Source organism: Candidatus Symbiopectobacterium sp. (assembly GCF_020054415.1).
Taxonomy (GTDB): domain Bacteria; phylum Pseudomonadota; class Gammaproteobacteria; order Enterobacterales; family Enterobacteriaceae; genus Symbiopectobacterium.
Window position 1 is genome coordinate 1 of sequence record NZ_JAHWCO010000589.1, and the last position, 16515, is coordinate 16515.

At 51.0% G+C, this 16515-nt stretch carries 14 protein-coding genes and 4 pseudogenes; 4 read left to right on the forward strand and 14 right to left on the reverse strand.

Annotated elements, in window-relative coordinates; translation table 11 throughout:
* Both QZ506_RS17105 and QZ506_RS17110 read left to right on the forward strand, forming a co-directional pair.
* A partial coding sequence (locus QZ506_RS17105; protein ID WP_291972706.1) for a transposase occupies positions 1 to 486 on the forward strand: 486 nt, incomplete at its 5' end.
* A 185-nt stretch (positions 487 to 671) separates the two neighbouring features.
* Positions 672 to 2871 (forward strand): annotated as a pseudogene (locus tag QZ506_RS17110) (right-handed parallel beta-helix repeat-containing protein).
* Positions 2872 to 3159: 288 nt separating this feature from the next.
* Here the strand turns inward: QZ506_RS17110 and QZ506_RS17115 are convergent.
* From QZ506_RS17115 to asnC, 13 genes and pseudogenes are all read right to left on the reverse strand, one after another.
* Positions 3160 to 3579, reverse strand: a complete 420-nt coding sequence (locus QZ506_RS17115; RefSeq protein ID WP_291972707.1) for a F0F1 ATP synthase subunit epsilon — start codon at positions 3577 to 3579, stop codon at positions 3160 to 3162.
* 19 nt (positions 3580 to 3598) lie between these two features.
* Positions 3599 to 4981, reverse strand: coding sequence for a F0F1 ATP synthase subunit beta (atpD, locus tag QZ506_RS17120; RefSeq protein WP_291972708.1), 1383 nt, complete (start codon positions 4979 to 4981; stop codon positions 3599 to 3601).
* Positions 4982 to 5028: 47 nt separating this feature from the next.
* Positions 5029 to 5892, reverse strand: a complete 864-nt coding sequence (gene atpG / locus QZ506_RS17125; protein WP_291972709.1) for a F0F1 ATP synthase subunit gamma — start codon at positions 5890 to 5892, stop codon at positions 5029 to 5031.
* Between the two features lie 52 nt (positions 5893 to 5944).
* Entirely contained in the window at positions 5945 to 7486 is a 1542-nt protein-coding gene (gene atpA / locus QZ506_RS17130) for a F0F1 ATP synthase subunit alpha (RefSeq protein ID WP_291972710.1), read from the reverse strand.
* A gap of 12 nt (positions 7487 to 7498) precedes the next feature.
* Positions 7499 to 8032: a F0F1 ATP synthase subunit delta gene (gene atpH / locus QZ506_RS17135; RefSeq protein WP_291972711.1), complete on the reverse strand. Its 534-nt coding sequence runs from the start codon at positions 8030 to 8032 to the stop codon at positions 7499 to 7501.
* Positions 8033 to 8046: 14 nt separating this feature from the next.
* Positions 8047 to 8517 (reverse strand): F0F1 ATP synthase subunit B, encoded by a 471-nt coding sequence (gene atpF / locus QZ506_RS17140; protein WP_291972713.1) that lies wholly within the window; start codon positions 8515 to 8517, stop codon positions 8047 to 8049.
* 60 nt (positions 8518 to 8577) lie between these two features.
* Positions 8578 to 8817 (reverse strand): F0F1 ATP synthase subunit C, encoded by a 240-nt coding sequence (atpE, locus tag QZ506_RS17145; protein WP_005976545.1) that lies wholly within the window; start codon positions 8815 to 8817, stop codon positions 8578 to 8580.
* Positions 8818 to 8867: 50 nt separating this feature from the next.
* Positions 8868 to 9638 carry a F0F1 ATP synthase subunit A gene (gene atpB / locus QZ506_RS17150; RefSeq protein ID WP_291972869.1) on the reverse strand — a complete coding sequence of 257 codons (771 nt, stop codon included), beginning with the start codon at positions 9636 to 9638 and terminating at the stop codon, positions 8868 to 8870.
* A gap of 37 nt (positions 9639 to 9675) precedes the next feature.
* Entirely contained in the window at positions 9676 to 10059 is a 384-nt protein-coding gene (gene atpI / locus QZ506_RS17155) for a F0F1 ATP synthase subunit I (RefSeq protein ID WP_291972870.1), read from the reverse strand.
* A gap of 636 nt (positions 10060 to 10695) precedes the next feature.
* Positions 10696 to 11316: a 16S rRNA (guanine(527)-N(7))-methyltransferase RsmG gene (gene rsmG / locus QZ506_RS17160; RefSeq protein ID WP_291972871.1), complete on the reverse strand. Its 621-nt coding sequence runs from the start codon at positions 11314 to 11316 to the stop codon at positions 10696 to 10698.
* 85 nt (positions 11317 to 11401) lie between these two features.
* Complete coding sequence (gene mnmG, locus QZ506_RS17165) at positions 11402 to 13291, reverse strand: tRNA uridine-5-carboxymethylaminomethyl(34) synthesis enzyme MnmG (RefSeq protein ID WP_291972872.1); 1890 nt, start codon at positions 13289 to 13291, stop codon at positions 11402 to 11404.
* A 406-nt stretch (positions 13292 to 13697) separates the two neighbouring features.
* A pseudogene (mioC, locus tag QZ506_RS17170) lies at positions 13698 to 14135 on the reverse strand (FMN-binding protein MioC).
* 91 nt (positions 14136 to 14226) lie between these two features.
* Positions 14227 to 14688, reverse strand: coding sequence for a transcriptional regulator AsnC (gene asnC, locus QZ506_RS17175; RefSeq protein WP_195313263.1), 462 nt, complete (start codon positions 14686 to 14688; stop codon positions 14227 to 14229).
* 157 nt (positions 14689 to 14845) lie between these two features.
* Between asnC and asnA the strand changes: the two genes are divergently transcribed.
* Positions 14846 to 15838, forward strand: coding sequence for an aspartate--ammonia ligase (gene asnA, locus QZ506_RS17180; RefSeq protein WP_291972873.1), 993 nt, complete (start codon positions 14846 to 14848; stop codon positions 15836 to 15838).
* 20 nt (positions 15839 to 15858) lie between these two features.
* On the opposite strand, the pseudogene QZ506_RS17185 reads toward asnA, so the two are convergent.
* Positions 15859 to 16284: pseudogene (locus tag QZ506_RS17185) on the reverse strand (hypothetical protein); the annotation flags it as partial.
* A 50-nt stretch (positions 16285 to 16334) separates the two neighbouring features.
* On the opposite strand from QZ506_RS17185, the pseudogene QZ506_RS17190 reads away from it, so the two are divergent.
* Positions 16335 to 16515 (forward strand): annotated as a pseudogene (locus QZ506_RS17190) (hypothetical protein); the annotation flags it as partial.

Consider the following 16515-nt stretch of genomic DNA (forward strand, 5'->3'; position numbering starts at 1 on the left):
AACACGGTCTACCCGGAAGCCCGCATCCAGTTGTGCATCGTGCACATGGTGCGCAACAGTCTGCGCTTCGTTGCCTGGAAGGACTATAAGGCGGTAACACGCGACCTCAAAGCAGTGTATCAGGCTCCAACCGAAGAGGCCGTACTTCAGGCGCTGGAGACGTTCGGTGGGACATGGGATCACCGCTATCCGCAGATAAGCCGGAGCTGGCAGTCAAACCGGGCCAACCTGTCGACATTCTTCTCGTACCCGCAGGAACTTCGCAAGGTAATCTACACGACGAACGCTATAGAATCACTGAACAGCGTGATCCGGCATGTAATCAAGAAACGCAAGGTGTTCCCGACTGATGACTCGGTGAAGAAGGTCATATGGCTGGCAATCCAGGCGGCATCACAGAAATGGACGATGCCCTTACAGGACTGGCGTATGGCAATGAGTCGCTTTATTATCGAGTTCTGTGGCCGCCTTGACGGTCACTTCTGAGGAAAGGCATTTACACAAAATCTTAAACAGGCTCCTAAAACGCGACGGCGGATAGTGAATTCCGGTTTCAGGAAAAACAGACTTTTGTTTTATATGTTTCCATTTGTGACAAACACAAAAGAAACAGCGTTTCGTTTGTGTCATCATACCCCCACAACTCAATAAACAATACCCAATGGGATACAATGAAACTCAGTGCGTTACGGCTTGCCACGGTAGCCCTATCGCCGTCCTTTCTGTTCCTTAGCATGACTGCACACGCAACTGAACAACCCGCTCCGGTATGGCACAGCATCGCCTTCGGCCAATCGACCGACGTTAACTTCTCCTCCAACGTTCTGCCGGAAAAAATTGGCGTTAACTATGTCACCATCAACGGCAAAAAACTGACGGTTGACGATAAGGCCGACCTCTCAGCGCCGATCACCATCGAGAGCCGCGGCGGTAAAATCGCCAACACCCACGATGGGCTAACCTTCTTCTACACTACGCTGCCCGCCGATGTGAACTTTACCTTGCGAGCCACCGTGACCGTCGATCAGTTTGGCCCCGAAAATGGCGCTAAACCGGCCGCACAGGAAGGGGATGGGATTCTGGTGCGCGACATTATTGGGGTACCGCGTCAAAATCCGTTGAAGGAAGGTTATGAGGAGTTCCCTGCTGCTTCCAACATGGTGACGAATTCCATCATGACACAGGATAAGAAATCCCATACGGAAGTCCGGTTGCAAGCCATTGTGCGTAACGGTGTGCTGCAACCGTGGGGTAACGCGGGTGCCAAGATCACCAAGACCAATATTCAGGAAAAAATTAACCTAGAACAGACCCCCTTCTTTCCGTATGAAGGTGGAACGTACCAACGACGGTTTTATGACATCCTATGCGCCCAAAGACAGCGACGACTGGGTAAGCAAAGAAGTGAAAGGGGCGGCCCTCGTCACCAAACTGGATAAATATCATTACTATGTGGGTTTCTTCGCATCACGTAACGCCAAAATCACTGTCAGTGATGCGCAGTTGACGACGTCTCCGGCACAAACCAAAGCGTCGCCGGAATTCAAATTTGCCGCATTTGCCCCAGTATTGCAGGTGACGTCCTCGACCAAAAGCGCGAGCGATAACTATGACGTGCAACTGCGTGCCAACTATGCAGGTACCGTTACCATCACTCAGGGCGATAAAGCGCTGGGCGCAGCACATACCGTAAAAGCCGGTGAGACGCTAAGCGTTCCTGCCAAGCTGAGCGCTGGCAGTGACTTCAAAATCGTTTATCTGCCTACAGAAGGCGATGATAAAGCAGCGAAAGAAGCAACATTCAGCGTAGATAAAGTCAAACTGGCCGATGCCAAAAATGTCTATGTTTCTGCGCAAGGTCAGGCAAGCAACGATGGCAGAAAAACTGCCCCGTTAGATTTCGCAACCGCTATTAACGTATTGCAAGCAGGAGCAACCTTATGGCTAGCAGACGGCGATTACAGTGTTTCCTCCATTCCCGTCAGCGCCAGCGGCAGCCAGAAAGCATCGAAAAAACTGTTCGCTCAGTGCAAAAAAGCAGTGATTCACGGCCTGCAACTGAATGCCAGCCATTGGCATGTGAAAGGCGTCTAAATCACTGAGAAGCCGTTCCGTATCGAAGGCAGCTACAACACCATCGAACAAGTACTGGCGCACCATTGTGACTACACAGGGATTCAGGTTTATTCTTCCGGTGACGTAGGCCGTCCGCTGTGGGCAAGCCACAACCTGATTCCGAACTCAGAATCACACAGCAACCAGGATCCTGGCAAAATCAACACCGACGGTTTTGCGGTGAAAATGCGCGTGGGTGAAGGCAACGTGATTCGCGGTGCATTCTCTCACAACAACATCGACGATGGTTTTGACCTGTTCAACAAGATTGAAGACGGCGCTAACGGCGTTGTGGTGATCGATAATTCAATTGCCATGAACAACACCAGCAACTGCTTCAAAATGGGTGGCGAAGGTCAGCCGGTTGCGCACAAAGTGAAAAACAGAATCGCTGTTGGAAACCAACTGGATGGTTTTACTGATAACTTCAACCCCGGCGCGCTGGTAGTAGAAAACAACACGGCGCTGGATAACCAACGCTTCAACTTTATTTTCCGTCCAAGTCCTTACTCTGGCCCGGAAAAACAAGGTGTGTTTAAAAACAACATCTCCCTGAAAACCCAAGAAGGCAAGTACGACGATGCTGTGGTGGGTAACGCGGACAACAGCAACTTCTTTATCAAAGACGGTCGATCTGTTAGCGCTCAGGGAAAATAGATAACCGAGAAGAACTTTGTCTCCGTTAACGTACCGGAAACGTTCGCACGCGATGCGAAAGGTAACCTGGTTCTGGGTTATTTCCTCAAAAAGAAATGATTGACTGAAAAAAACCGAATAAGCGGCGAGTTATCCCGCCGCTGAGGTTGCTGACAAACGGCCTTACTCCCATCGTCATTCCCACGCAGGCAGCAATCTGTCACAGGCTAAACGCGTTTATTCTCACAGAGATCCCCGGCTTTCGCCGAGAGTGACGAGAGTAGAGCCAAGGGTAACGTGGGGCAAAGTGGCTTTGTCATCCGCTTGAACGGCGGGAATAATCCCGCCATTTTTTGTCCATAAAAAAAGGCCGATCTAGCGATCGGCCCTTTTTACTGAATGCGCAAGTTACATCGCTTTTTTCGTCAGCTCAATAACACGCAGCTTCGCAATCGCTTTCGACAATTCTGCGGAAGCCTGTGCGAAATCCACATCGCCATGCGAATTGCGAATGTGATCTTCCGCTTTAAGCTTGGATTCCAGCGCACGCGCTTCATCAAGGTCCTGCCCACGGATGGCGGTATCGGACAGCACGGTCACGGAGTTCGGTTGCACCTCAAGGACGCCGCCGGACAGATAGATATACTCTTCTTCGCCGTGTTGCTTAACGATACGCACCATACCAGGTTTAATGGCAGTGAGCAGCGGGGCGTGGCCTGGGTAGATACCCAGTTCGCCTTCACTCCCCGTCACCTGGATCTTTTGCACCAGGCCGGAGAACATTTCCTGTTCTGCGCTAACGACATCTAGATGGTAAGTCATAGCCATATCAACCTCCTAACAGACGTTACAGTTTCTTGGCTTTTTCCACTGCTTCGTCAATGGAGCCAACCATGTAGAACGCCTGCTCCGGAAGATGGTCGTATTCACCGTCCATGATGCCTTTAAAGCCGCGGATGGTGTCTTTCAGTGACACGTATTTGCCCGGAGAACCGGTAAATACTTCTGCCACGAAGAACGGCTGCGACAGGAAGCGCTGGATTTTACGCGCGCGGGCAACGACCAGTTTGTCTTCTTCAGACAGCTCGTCCATACCCAAGATCGCGATGATATCCTTCAGTTCCTGATAGCGTTGCAGAATGGACTGCACACCACGCGCTACGTCGTAGTGTTCCTGACCAACCACCAGCGGATCCAATTGACGGCTGGTAGAGTCCAGCGGGTCAACGGCCGGGTAGATACCCAGAGACGCGATTTGACGGCTCAGTACCACGGTCGCATCCAAGTGGGCGAAGGTGGTGGCTGGCGACGGGTCAGTCAAGTCATCCGCAGGGACGTATACGGCCTGTACAGATGTGATAGAACCGGTTTTGGTAGAGGTGATACGTTCTTGCAGCACGCCCATCTCTTCCGCCAGCGTCGGCTGATAACCTACCGCAGAAGGCATACGACCCAGCAGTGCGGATACTTCCGTACCGGCCAAGGTATACCGGTAGATGTTATCGACGAACAGCAGTACGTCACGGCCTTCATCACGGAATTTTTCCGCAATGGTCAAGCCAGTCAGTGCTACGCGCAGACGGTTGCCTGGCGGCTCGTTCATCTGGCCGTAAACCAGTGATACTTTGTCGATAACGTTGGAGTCGGTCATTTCGTGGTAGAAGTCGTTACCTTCACGGGTACGTTCCCCTACACCGGCAAATACGGAGTAACCGGAGTGCTCGATCGCGATGTTACGGATCAGCTCCATCATGTTTACCGTTTTACCTACACCAGCACCACCGAACAGGCCCACTTTACCGCCCTTGGCGAACGGACACATCAGGTCGATAACCTTGATACCCGTTTCCAGCAGTTCCTGGGAGTTGGAGAGCTCTTCGTAGCTCGGCGCCTGACGGTGAATCGCCCAACGCTCTTCTTCGCCGATCTCGCCTTTCATGTCGACCGGTTCGCCCAGTACATTCATGATACGGCCCAGCGTGGCTTTACCTACCGGTACTTCGATCGGATGGCCCAAGCTGTTCACTTTCAGCCCGCGACGCAAACCGTCAGAAGAACCCATTGCAATACAACGAACAACGCCGCCGCCCAACTGTTGCTGCGTTTCCAGCACAAGTTTTTCAGCACCGTTTTCAACCTCAAGCGCATCGTACACGTTAGGTACGGCATCTTGCGGGAACTCGACGTCGACCACGGCGCCGATTACCTGGATGATCTTTCCAGTTGCCATCTTGAATCCTCTACGTAATTCGACAATACGTAATTCGTAAACCTGGTTTAAACCGCGGAGGCTCCCGATACGATCTCGGTGAGTTCCTGCGTGATGCTGGCCTGACGAGCCTTGTTGTAAACCAACTGCAACTCTTTGATCAGGCTACCGCCGTTATCCGTTGCGGCTTTCATCGCAACCATACGAGCGGCCTGTTCACTGGCTAGGTTTTCTACTACGCCCTGATAAACCTGAGACTCCACATAGCGGCGCAACAGGGTATCCAGCAGCGACTTAGGATCGGGTTCATACAGGTAATCCCAGGATTTCTTATTCAGTTCGCCATCGTCCGCGGGCGGCAGAGGCAGAAGCTGAACAACTTGGGGTTCCTGATACATGGTATTGATGAACTTGTTACTCACAATGTACAGCTTGTCCAGACGACCTTCGTCGTAGGCTTGCAGCATCACTTTTACCGGCCCGATCAGTTCGGACAGGCTAGGGTTATCCCCCATGCCGGTAACCTGAGCAACAACGTTACCGCCCACAGAACCGAAGAACGAAACCCCTTTGTAACCGATCATCGCCAGATCGCTCTGCACGCCTTTATCGCTCCGGGTTTTCATGTCTGCCAGCAGTTTTTTGAACAGGTTAATGTTCAAGCCACCGCACAGGCCACGGTCCGTGGACACCACCAAATACCCGACGCGCTTAACGTCACGCTCTTCCAGGTACGGATGTTTATATTCCAGATTCCCTAACGCCAGGTGACCAATCACCGTGCGGATGGTCTCTGCATAAGGACGGCTGGCCGCCATACGATCCTGCGATTTACGCATTTTGGAAGCGGCGACCATTTCCATCGCTTTAGTGATCTTCTGCGTGTTCTGGACGCTTGCGATCTTACTACGTATCTCTTTTGCGCCGGCCATCTTTGCATCTCCTCAATGCCCGTAGGCCTGCCTGATGGCAGGCCTACGGGCGTTACCAGGACTGGGTTGCCTTGAAGGTATCAAGGATAGTTTTGAACTTACCCTCGATCTCATCGTTATAAGCGCCAGTCTGGTCGATTTGTTGCAGAAGATCGACGTTTTCGCGGTCGGCATACGCCAACAGCACAGCTTCAAAGCTGCCTACTTTCGCCAGTTCAACATCAGCCAGATAGCCACGTTCCGCAGCGAACAGCACCAGAGACTGCTGCGCAACCGACATAGGCGCATACTGTTTCTGTTTCAGTAGTTCAGTTACTTTCTGACCATGATTCAGCTGCTTACGCGTTGCATCATCCAGATCCGAAGCGAACTGGGAGAACGCCGCCAGTTCACGATACTGCGCCAGTGCGGTACGAATACCACCGGACAGTTTCTTCATGATCTTGGTCTGTGCTGCACCACCCACGCGGGATACGGAAATCCCGGGGTTAACCGCAGGACGGATACCGGCGTTGAACAGGTTCGATTCCAGGAAGATCTGACCATCGGTAATCGAGATTACGTTGGTCGGAACGAACGCGGAAACGTCACCCGCCTGCGTTTCGATGATCGGTAGCGCCGTCAATGAACCGGTTTGCCCTTTAACTTCACCTTTGGTAAACGCTTCTACGTAATCGGCGTTAACGCGTGCCGCGCGCTCCAGCAAACGGGAGTGGAGGTAGAAAACGTCGCCTGGGTAAGCTTCACGACCTGGCGGACGACGGAGCAGCAGGGAAATTTGACGATAAGCGACGGCCTGTTTGGACAAGTCATCGTAAATGATCAGTGCATCTTCACCGCGGTCACGGAAGTATTCACCCATCGCACAACCGGCATACGGAGCCAGATATTGCAGTGCGGCAGATTCAGACGCCGTTGCGACCACAACAATGGTGTTGGCCAATGCGCCATGCTCTTCCAGTTTACGCACCACGTTGGAGATCGTGGAGGCTTTCTGGCCGATGGCAACGTACACGCACTTGATGCCGGAATCGCGCTGGTTGATGATGGCGTCGATAGCCAGTGCGGTTTTACCCGTCTGACGGTCGCCGATGATCAATTCACGCTGACCACGACCAATCGGGATCATGGCGTCAACGGACTTGTAGCCCGTCTGTACCGGCTGATCAACGGATTGACGTTCGATAACGCCTGGTGCGATCGCTTCTACCGGAGAGAACCCGTCGTTCTCAACCGGGCCTTTGCCGTCTATAGGTGCACCTAGGGTGTTCACCACGCGGCCCAGCAGACCACGGCCAACCGGCACTTCCAGAATACGGCCGGTACACTTGACCTTCATGCTTTCGGCGAGGTCAGCGTACGGACCCATCACCACCGCACCAACGGAGTCGCGCTCTAGGTTCAGGGCGATAGCGTAACGGTTGCCGGGCAGGGAGATCATCTCCCCCTGCATCACGTCGGCCAGGCCGTGTACGCGAATGATCCCGTCACTGACGGAAACAATAGTACCTTCATTGTGAGCTTCGCTCACCACATTGAACTGAGCAATGCGCTGCTTGATCAGTTCGCTGATTTCGGTGGAATTAAGTTGCATACTCCAGTCCCCTTAAGACTGCAAGACGTCTGCGAGGCGTTCCAGACGGCCGCGAATGCTGCCATCTATCACCATATCGCCCGCGCGGATCACCACGCCTGCGACAACAGACTTATCAATTTTGCAATTCAGCTTCACTTTGCGTGACAGGCGTTTTTCCATGGCGGAAGTAATCTTGTCCAGCTGCTGTTCACTCAGTGCGCTTGCGGAGGTGACTTCGACGTCAACCGTCGACTCCTGCGCGGCGCGGAGTTGCGCAAACTGTTCCAGAACTTCAGGAAGCACCAGTAAACGCCCATTTTCCGCCATCACCTTAATCAGGTTCTGGCCGGGCTCATCCAGCTGATCGCCACACACGTCAATGAAAGTGCTCGCCAGCAGATTCGGTGCCATAGCACCGGACAGCAGAGCGGCAAACTGTTCATTGCGTGTCACTTCAGCGGCAAACGCCAGCATGTTCTGCCAGCGTTCAACGGCCTGATGTTCAACCGCAAAGTCAAAAGCTGCTTTGGCGTAGGGGCGAGCTACCGTGACAAATTCAGACATCGGCCCCTCCCTCCTTACAGTTCAGCGACCAGTTTATCAACGATGTCGCTGTTAGCAGCTTCATCCACGGAACGTTCAATAATCTTCCCGGCACCGGCAATCGCTAGCATGGCAACCTGTTTACGCAGCTCTTCACGAGCACGTTTACGTTCGGCTTCAATTTCAGCCTGCGCCTGCGCCACGATTTTGCTACGTTCAGCTTCTGCTTCCACTTTGGCCTCATCCAGGATCTGAGCACGGCGTTTATTGGCTTGCTCGACGATCACCTGAGCTTCCGCTTTGGCTTTTTTCAGCTGATCGGTGGCATTGGCCTGCGCTAAGTTCAAATCTTTTTTGGCACGTTCCGCAGAAGCCAAACCGTCAGCAATCTCTTTCTGACGCTTCTCGATGGCAGCCATTAACGGCGGCCATACAAACTTCATGCAAAACCAGACAAACAGGACGAACGCAATGGCTTGGCCGAGGATTGTTGCATTAATATTCACAGCACAATGCCTCTTTTAAGTTAACTAATTTATGTTAAATACCTAACCGGCGATACCGGGTTAGGCGACCGCAAACATCACATACAGGCCCAGACCAACAGCAATCATCGGGATGGCGTCAACCAGACCCATAACGATAAAGAACTGTGTACGCAGCAGAGGAATCAGGTCAGGCTGGCGAGCCGCGCCTTCCAAGAATTTACCACCCAGAATGCCGATACCGATCGCAGCACCGATCGCCGCCAGACCCATCATCAACGCGGCAGCCATGTACAGCAGATCCACACTCAGGTTTTCCATGACAGTCTCCAGTTTGTTTCAGTTAGAACGTTATTGTGTTGAAATAAAAATCAATGCTCTTCAGATGCCATCGAGAGATAAACAACCGTCAGAACCATGAAAATAAAGGCCTGAAGCGTAATGATCAGGATGTGGAATATTGCCCAAGGCACATTCAACAACCATTGCGACCACCACGGCAGCAAGCCGGCAATAAGGATGAAGATCAACTCACCCGCATACATGTTGCCAAACAGTCGCAAGCCGAGTGAAACCGGTTTGGACAGCAGGCTGACACCTTCAAGAATCAGGTTGATGGGAATAAAGACCGGATGGTTGAAAGGTTGCATGGTCAGTTCTTTTACAAAACCGCCAACGCCTTTCATTCTGATGCTGTAGAACAGCACCAGAATAAACACGCCTAGCGCCATGGACAGTGTGATGTTGACATCCGCCGTCGGTACTACGCGCAGGTAAGGCAATCCAATCCAATGTTCGCCGATAAAGGGCAGAAGATCGATCGGCAACAGGTCCATGGCGTTCATCAGGAACACCCAAACGAAAATGGTCAGCGCCAGAGGGGCGATAAGTTTGCTTTTGCCATGGAACATGTCACGCACGTTGCCATCAACAAAACCGATGATCATCTCCACAAAGGTTTGCAGTTTACCGGGCACGCCGCTGGTCGCGTTCTTTGCAACCTTGCGGAAAATGACCAGAAACAGGATCCCAAGTGCGATTGATAAAAACATCGAATCGACGTTAATCGACCAGAACCCCGAACCTACCTGTAAATGTTTCAGGTGATGACCGATATACTCTTGAGGAGTAGATGCAGACATGATGTTCCTTACCCTGTTGTTGTTAATACGGTAACGGTTAACGAATCTTACGGTTAACGATGGCTGGCGCCACTATTTGCATAATCAGCACCGCCAAGTAGGTCAGACCAAGGGGAACAAACGCCGCCTTGAGCAGACCCAACGCCACCACCATCAACGCGATGGTGATAAATACTTTCAACGCCTCGCCAATGGCAAACGACCAAGCAACACGCCCTTCTATGGGCTTACCCGCCTGATGACGCAAGGCGAACAGCACAAAGCACACGTTCGGCAGCCATACCGCCAGCCCTCCGGCTAAAGCGGAAGCACCCTCCTCAACACTCCGCAGGCAAAAAACGGCGCTGACCAAAACGAACATAGCCGCCTGTAGAATCAACCCCAAAAAGGCCGGTTTTCCACTGTAAAGGGAGACAGACATGCGTTTTGCTCTTCATTCCTTTTCCAGAGTCTGACTGACGTATAAAACTGCCTTTATTCCATCGAGTCAAGCGGCAAAAAACGAGAAAATTATACGGTTCACGCCTGCGAATTCAATCGATAAGTAGCAAAAAGGTGAACAATAATTTAAATCTCTTATTCAAGCCCTATTTTTACTAACAATCGAGGCAGCCGCCGCGGCCCATAAGCCTTTCAATAACCCGATAATATGTAATATAAATCACATAAAAACAACATATAGGCTTTATATCAGATCTGATTTTTTTAAGTCTTTAGCAAAAATAACTATTTATATTAATTAAATTAATTTATCTTAATTAAATTCAATTAGTTAAATAACGACTCTTTTTAAAACGACCCTAAAACATCCCGTGCACTGCATATTGACATTATTAACATTATTTTTTTATGTCTTTAACATCTGGGTTTTTCATCTGCAATAAACTACGGCAATTAATTTATCTGGTTACTATTCGAAGAAAAACAAATAGCGTGCAAGGTTGCCAGGTTTTGTAAAAAAATGGTGATCGGTGTCCATTTTCCGCAGACAATACCCTTCAGACTTAAAAGGTCTATCTGATACAATTAGTTATAATTTATTTGATAAAACGCAAAATTAGTTTGGTTTAATAATCACCAAATGACGTTCACCGTCCAGTTCAGGCACCGATAAACGCACAATACGCTCTACCACTATCGACGTAGGCAATGCGGCTAATTCTTCTTCTGGCACTATCCCTTTCAGGGCATAAAAGCATCCGGTTGCCGGTGCAGGCAGGTGTTTGCACCACTCCAGCATATCAAGCAAAGAGGCAAAAGCGCGGCTGATAACTCCATCGAAAGGCGGTTCAGCAGTGAATTCCTCGACCCGAGACTGCACTGGAAATACATTATCCAGATTGAGTTCATGCTGAACCTGACGCAGAAAACGCACACGTTTTCCCAAGCTATCCAGCAGAGTGAATGACGCTGAGGGGCGTACAACAGCCAGTGGAATACCCGGCAATCCCGGTCCGGTACCCACATCGATAAACCGCTCGCCCTGCAAATGCGGCTCAACCACGATGCTGTCCATGATATGCCGTACCAGCATCTCCTGCGGGTCGCGCACTGACGTGAGATTATAGGCCTTGTTCCAGTTGTGCAGCATGTCGACATACTGGATTAGCGAATTTTTTTGTTGTTCACTGACCAAAATGCCAGCCCGCTGCAACAGAGCGTCTAATTTGTGTTTCACGCGCTTAACCTGCCATATCTGATGAAACGTGGCTGCTAGGAACAGCCACAAAATGACACACCGTAGTGCACTATCTGTTCGGTTATCAGGCGCTGCGGCGCAGTAGCCCTTTTTTTTTCAGCCAAACCAGCAGAATAGAGATCGCTGATGGGGTAATTCCCGAAATACGCGAAGCCTGACCAATGGACCCCGGTTTGTGGTCGTTGAGTTTGGCTTTCACTTCGTTGGAAAGCCCGCTCACCTGACCATAATCCAGATCCGCAGGCAGTACGGTACTCTCATTGCGCAGCTGTTTTTCAATCTCCCCCTGCTGACGCGCAATGTACCCTTCATACTTCACCTGAATTTCAACCTGCTCTGCCGCCTGAACATCTGTGAGCGCGGGCGAGAACATAGATAACGAGGTCAGGGTAGCGTAATCCATCTCGGGACGACGCAGCAGTTCCTCACCGGTCGCTTCGTGCGACAGGGGCGTTTTCAGCAACGCGTTCACCGCCTCTCGCTGTTCACTGTGGGGATGAACACGAATTTCACGTAGACGCTGGCGTTCCTGCTCAATCTGTTCCAGCTTCTCGTTGAAGTGCGCCCAGCTATAATCGTCCACCATTCCGAGTTCACGACCAATTTCAGTGAGACGCAGATCTGCGTTGTCTTCGCGCAGCATCAGGCGGTATTCGGCACGCGAGGTGAACATGCGGTAGGGTTCTTTGGTACCGAGCGTACATAGGTCGTCCACCAGCACGCCCAGATACGCCTGGTCGCGACGTGGGAACCAACCGTCCTGATCGAACGCCAGACGTGCGGCGTTCAAGCCAGCCAGCATGCCCTGGGCAGCAGCCTCTTCGTAACCGGTTGTGCCGTTTATCTGTCCGGCAAAGAACAAACCGTGGATAAATTTGCTTTCCAGCGTGGACTTAAGATCGCGCGGATCGAAGAAATCGTATTCGATAGCATAGCCGGGGCGCACTATCTTGGCGTTTTCCATGCCTTGCATCGAACGAACTATTTGCCACTGTACGTCGAAGGGCAGGCTGGTCGAAATACCGTTGGGGTAAATCTCGTTACTGGTCAGCCCTTCTGGTTCAAGGAAAATCTGATGCGCATTGCGATCGGCAAAGCGCATCACCTTGTCTTCAATCGACGGGCAATAACGCGGGCCAATCCCCTCGATCACACCGGCATACATCGGGCTGCGATCGAGGTTATTGAGGATCACCTCGTGGGTTTTTTCATTGGTGTGCGTGATGTAACACGGCATCTGCGCCGGGTGTTCACTGGCGTTCCCTAGGAACGAGAATACCGGCATTGGGTTATCACCGTGCTGTTGTGCCAGCACGCTGAAATCAATGGTGCGTGCATCTATACGCGGCGGCGTACCGGTTTTAAGGCGGCTGACACGCAACGGCAACTCACGCAGTCTGCGCGATAGCTGTATGGAGGGCGGATCGCCATCACGTCCACCGCTGCAGTTATCCAGACCGATGTGAATTTTACCATCAAGGAATGTCCCAACGGTCAGCACCACCGTTTTGGCGCGGAACTTCAGTCCCATTTGAGTGATAGCACCGACTACACGATCGTTATCGACAATAAGATCGTCAACCGCCTGCTGGAAGATCGTCAGGTTTGGCTGGTTCTCCAGCGCAGTGCGTACTGCCTGACGATAAAGCACGCGATCCGCCTGTGCACGGGTAGCACGAACGGCAGGACCTTTACTGTTGTTTAGTATTCTAAACTGAATACCGCCCCGATCGACAGCGCGAGCCATCAGGCCGCCCATGGCGTCGATCTCTTTAACCAGATGTCCCTTTCCGATCCCACCAATAGCCGGATTGCAAGACATTTGTCCCAGCGTATCTATATTGTGTGTCAATAACAGGGTTTGACGCCCCATGCGTGCCGCAGCCATGGCGGCTTCTGTGCCTGCATGGCCACCGCCGATCACGATGACGTCAAAAAGATCTGGATAAAACATGGTACTGCACCTCGCGTGGTGTTAACGAGAATAGTCGGGTTAACTATGTGTGCCTAAGATCATTGCTTGCCTCGAGGAAGGGGATTCTACTCAAGTTTACGCAAACGACAAGCCCGTTGGATCGTAGGTAGTTAAAGAAAGATCTTTTTATATAGAGATCTTTTTATTGGATCTATTATTAGGATCCATACTGCTTGTTGATAAGTACTTTTTCCAGATGAATATCAACATATTGTTGATGATCATTTGCTGTGAATGATCGGTGATCCTGTACCGTATAGCATGGGATCAAAACTGTTGGTTATTCACATGACAAAAAACGAACAACGGCTGTTATTGGGATAACTACCGGTTTTCACCCGGATATACATAAAGTTATACACAATTAAGTGGCCAAATAAACCGCTTAATTGAGTAATTCCACCCACGGAGCCAACCAGATTTCCGCTGGATCCTCGGGAATATAGTGCTCGGTGATGTAGATCTGCAAGATCTCGCCGATCCTTTTTGCGCCACGATCCGCAAGAATTCGATCCACGGTAACGATCGCACCGCAGAAGGTGTCATACTATTTGCTGCCGATCCCGCCATAACGAACCTGCGAAAGATCCGCTTTCCGATCGCTAATCTGCTTAAACAACGGTTGCAGGTTATCCGGTAATTCACCGGCACCGTGGGTTGAGCTCACCAGTAGCCATACTCCGTTCTGCGGGAGGTCGTCCAGTTGCGGGCCATGTTGAACATTGGTAGAAAATCCTTGCTGTTCCAGTAACTCGGCCAGATGTTCTGCCACATACTCCGCACTGCCTAACGTACTGCCGCTGATAAGCGTAATGTCTGCCATGCTCGATCCCGTTCGAATAAAAGATGCGATATTGTACGCTGTGATCGAGCTGTTATCTACCTGTGGATAATAGGGACATACCTGTTGACATTTACGGGGTGATCGTCCGCATGATCGGGTTCTGTAGCGAGATCAGGGTTTCCGTAGATTGAATTTCATCGATGGTCTGGATCTTGTTGATAAGTACGTGTTGCAGTGCGTCAATGGAACGGCACATTACTTTGATGAAAATGCTGTAATGCCCGGTGGTGTAGTAGGCCTCTACCACTTCTTCCAGGTTATTCAGTTTCTCTAGGGCTGAGGGGTAATCCTTGGCGCTTTTTAAAATGATGCCGATAAAGCAGCACACGTCATAGCCTAGTTGCTTGGGGCTGACATCAACCCGGGTGCCGACAATAATGCCTGCCTGCTTCATTTTTTCGACGCGAACGTGGATGGTGCCGGGACTGACAGAAAACTGCTTGGCCAATTCGGCATAAGGGGTGCGGGCATTTTCCATTAAAGCGTTTAGGATGCCGCGATCGAGATTATCGATCTGATAAATTTCAGTCATAATTTTTCCTTATATTTGATTATTTATCATTTTTAGCATGCGTTAAATGATGAATAAAAACCATGATGCCTGTTTATTTGCTGGATTATTGAATTTCACCGCCATTATATTGCTTAATTTTAATTGAGCTATAGACAGTGACGACGGACATGGGTAAATGAAAAAGAGCTATATCGAAAAACAACAACAAATTGCGTTTGTGAAATCCTTTTTATCTGCACAGTTGGCACAGAAGCTGGGTCTGATTGAAGTTCAGGCCCCAATATTGAGCCGCGTGGGCTATGGCACTCAGGATAACCTCTCCGGCAGCGAGAAAGCGGTGCAGGTACACGTGAAAGCGTTGCCTGACGCCACGTTTGAAGTGGTGCACTCCTTGGCGAAATGGAAGCGTAAAACCTTGGGTGACTATGACGTTAGCGCTGGGGAAGGGATCTACACTCACATGAAGGAGCTGCTCCCGGATGAAGATCGCTTGAGCCCGATCCACACTGTTTATGTCGATCAGTGGGATTGGGAACGCGTAATGGGGGATGGCGAGCGTTCCATCTATTATTTGAAATCCACCGTTAACCACATTTATCAGGCAATAAAAAGCACCGAAGCAAAGGTTAGCCGCAAGTTTGGCCTGACGCCTTTCCTGCCGGAAACCATTCATTTTGTCCACAGCGATACGTTGCTCAAGCGTTATCCTGAACTGGATGCCAAAGGGCATGAACGTGCTATCGCCAAAGAGCTGGGTGCCGTATTCCTGATAGGCATTGGTGGGGCATTGTCTCACGGTGAGAGTCACGATGTGCGTGCGCCGGATTATGATGACTGGTCGTCAGCGGGTGAACAGGGTCTGAAAGGGTTGAATGGCTATATTCTGGTGTGGAACCCGGCGTTAAACGATGCTTTCGAGCTATCTTCAATGGGGATTCGTGTCGATGCTGAGGCGCTCCAACGTCAATTGACACTGACAGGGGATGTCGATCATCTGGCACTGGAGTGGCATCAGGCGCTGATGCGTGTTGACATGCCGCAAACCATTGGTGGCGGTATCGGTCAGTCCCGCTTGGTGATGCTGCTACTGCAACTGGCGCACATTGGTCAGGTGCAGTGCGGTGTGTGGTCACAGCCCGTCAGAGAAGCCGTGCCTGCATTGCTGTAATCACTGTAGAAGCGCTACGCTCAGGCGTGGCGCAATCGCCGCAGTAAACGTCCTTTTAACCCGGTATCCACGTGCCAGATATGGTCGAAAATGTGCAGGATGCCAAGTTTTCCATGTTGTGACATCGCAACGGCATGAAAACGATGGTGGTGTTGTTGCTGTCGTTGCCGAACGCGTTGCACGGTCTCTTCAGGCAAGCTCTGTTCTATGAAATCAGAAATCATCACCGCATCGGCATCATGCCACACATCATCTTCCAGTTTGTCCAGCAGCGCTGACATACAGGTTGCCATATCGGTGCCGCCACGAAACGATTGACCAAGAAAACGCGTGGCCTGTTCTATACCGGTGACGGCTGTCAGATCATAGCGCACGATATCGGTGGCAAACAGCATAATGTAGCAACGGCGATTATCGGCAAGGGCAACGCGCATCAGTGCCAGACATCTATGGTCACCCCCATTTTTGCAACACTGATTTTTGACTAATGGTGGACTTGCTTCAATCTATCCGGCGTCTCTGTGGGCGAGATGCCTGCGCCTCGATGAGTTCCGCGCCTGGTGAACCTGAAAAGGCCCTCGGCTTCAGTGAGCCATTTTTGTCGTCAGGTTTTTCAGCAGGCCGATATGCCGTTCATGTCATCAATAATCAGTCTTCGCAAAAACAGATAGGTAACT

What these genes read in the sequence shown, in the direction of transcription:
- QZ506_RS17115 (WP_291972707.1), bottom strand. Translation starts at nt 3,579, where the DNA reads ATGGCTATGACTTACCATCTAGATGTCGTTAGCGCAGAACAGGAAATG.
- mnmG (WP_291972872.1), bottom strand. Translation starts at nt 13,291, where the DNA reads ATGTTTTATCCAGATCTTTTTGACGTCATCGTGATCGGCGGTGGCCAT.
- atpD (WP_291972708.1), bottom strand. Translation starts at nt 4,981, where the DNA reads ATGGCAACTGGAAAGATCATCCAGGTAATCGGCGCCGTGGTCGACGTC.
- atpB (WP_291972869.1), bottom strand. Translation starts at nt 9,638, where the DNA reads ATGTCTGCATCTACTCCTCAAGAGTATATCGGTCATCACCTGAAACAT.
- atpA (WP_291972710.1), bottom strand. Translation starts at nt 7,486, where the DNA reads ATGCAACTTAATTCCACCGAAATCAGCGAACTGATCAAGCAGCGCATT.
- asnC (WP_195313263.1), bottom strand. Translation starts at nt 14,688, where the DNA reads ATGACTGAAATTTATCAGATCGATAATCTCGATCGCGGCATCCTAAAC.
- atpH (WP_291972711.1), bottom strand. Translation starts at nt 8,032, where the DNA reads ATGTCTGAATTTGTCACGGTAGCTCGCCCCTACGCCAAAGCAGCTTTT.
- atpI (WP_291972870.1), bottom strand. Translation starts at nt 10,059, where the DNA reads ATGTCTGTCTCCCTTTACAGTGGAAAACCGGCCTTTTTGGGGTTGATT.
- atpG (WP_291972709.1), bottom strand. Translation starts at nt 5,892, where the DNA reads ATGGCCGGCGCAAAAGAGATACGTAGTAAGATCGCAAGCGTCCAGAAC.
- atpE (WP_005976545.1), bottom strand. Translation starts at nt 8,817, where the DNA reads ATGGAAAACCTGAGTGTGGATCTGCTGTACATGGCTGCCGCGTTGATG.
- asnA (WP_291972873.1), top strand. Translation starts at nt 14,846, where the DNA reads ATGAAAAAGAGCTATATCGAAAAACAACAACAAATTGCGTTTGTGAAA.